Annotated in this window: 9 tRNA genes and 1 rRNA gene; all 10 read left to right on the top strand. The window is 49.4% G+C overall.

From position 1 onward, the window contains the following. Nucleotides 1–2 precede the first annotated feature (2 nt). Nucleotides 3–118, top strand: a 5S ribosomal RNA gene (gene rrf / locus C7Y47_RS24595). Between the two features lie 10 nt (nucleotides 119–128). Beyond that, a tRNA-Val gene (locus C7Y47_RS24590) sits at nucleotides 129–204 on the top strand. 3 nt (nucleotides 205–207) lie between these two features. Then, nucleotides 208–283 (top strand) — tRNA-Thr (locus C7Y47_RS24585). Between the two features lie 7 nt (nucleotides 284–290). Further along, a tRNA-Lys gene (locus tag C7Y47_RS24580) sits at nucleotides 291–366 on the top strand. Between the two features lie 21 nt (nucleotides 367–387). After that, nucleotides 388–472 (top strand) — tRNA-Leu (locus C7Y47_RS24575). Between the two features lie 46 nt (nucleotides 473–518). Then, nucleotides 519–593 (top strand) — tRNA-Gly (locus C7Y47_RS24570). A 5-nt stretch (nucleotides 594–598) separates the two neighbouring features. Next, nucleotides 599–687 (top strand) — tRNA-Leu (locus C7Y47_RS24565). Nucleotides 688–707: 20 nt separating this feature from the next. Then, nucleotides 708–784, top strand: a tRNA-Arg gene (locus C7Y47_RS24560). A gap of 11 nt (nucleotides 785–795) precedes the next feature. Then, nucleotides 796–872, top strand: a tRNA-Pro gene (locus C7Y47_RS24555). Between the two features lie 24 nt (nucleotides 873–896). Further along, nucleotides 897–972 (top strand) — tRNA-Ala (locus tag C7Y47_RS24550). Nucleotides 973–1127 lie beyond the last annotated feature (155 nt).

Below are 1127 nucleotides of genomic sequence, written 5' to 3'. Positions count from 1 at the left end.
AGTCTAGTGATGATGGCAAAGAGGTCACACCCGTTCCCATACCGAACACGGAAGTTAAGCTCTTTAGCGCCGATGGTAGTTGGGGGCTTCCCCCTGTGAGAGTAGGACATCGCTAGGCATAATACCCAGGAGGATTAGCTCAGCTGGGAGAGCATCTGCCTTACAAGCAGAGGGTCGGCGGTTCGAGCCCGTCATCCTCCACCATATGCCGGTTTAGCTCAGCAGGTAGAGCAACTGACTTGTAATCAGTAGGTCGTGGGTTCGATTCCTATAGCCGGCACCATAGTTTTGAGCCATTAGCTCAGTTGGTAGAGCATCTGACTTTTAATCAGAGGGTCGAAGGTTCGAGTCCTTCATGGCTCACCATTTAAATTGCCAACAAAATATGCGGGTGTGGCGGAATTGGCAGACGCACTAGACTTAGGATCTAGCGCCGCAAGGCGTGGGGGTTCGACTCCCTTCACCCGCACCATTTTTAAAATTTCATAATTGCCAGGATAAATAAATCTTATGCACATGCGGAAGTAGTTCAGTGGTAGAACACCACCTTGCCAAGGTGGGGGTCGCGAGTTCGAACCTCGTCTTCCGCTCCAAATGTGCCGGGGTGGCGGAACTGGCAGACGCACAGGACTTAAAATCCTGCGGTAGGTGACTACCGTGCCGGTTCGATTCCGGCCCTCGGCACCATTTTTTTATTTTAATAATTAGCGCCCGTAGCTCAATTGGATAGAGCGTCTGACTACGGATCAGAAGGTTGTGGGTTCGACTCCTGCCGGGCGCGCCAATAAAAACAAACGGGAAGTAGCTCAGCTTGGTAGAGCACTTGGTTTGGGACCAAGGGGTCGCAGGTTCGAATCCTGTCTTCCCGACCATTTCCTAAAATTACAATTAACTTTGGGGCCTTAGCTCAGCTGGGAGAGCGCCTGCCTTGCACGCAGGAGGTCAGCGGTTCGATCCCGCTAGGCTCCACCAATTAAAACAAATGAACCTTGAAAACTGAACAAGCAAAACGTAATCAATAAAGTTTTTAGTAGCTAACCTTGAGTTGGCGAACGAAACAAAATTTTGGACATCAAACATGATGCCAGCAAAACAATTTGAGCTAATCAAATTTCTTTTATGGAGAG

The sequence above is a fragment of the Lysinibacillus sphaericus genome (assembly GCF_006864135.1).
Classification (GTDB): Bacteria; Bacillota; Bacilli; order Bacillales_A; family Planococcaceae; genus Lysinibacillus.
Note: the sequence above shows the minus strand (reverse complement) of the source record. Positions and strands in the feature narration are given on the sequence as shown.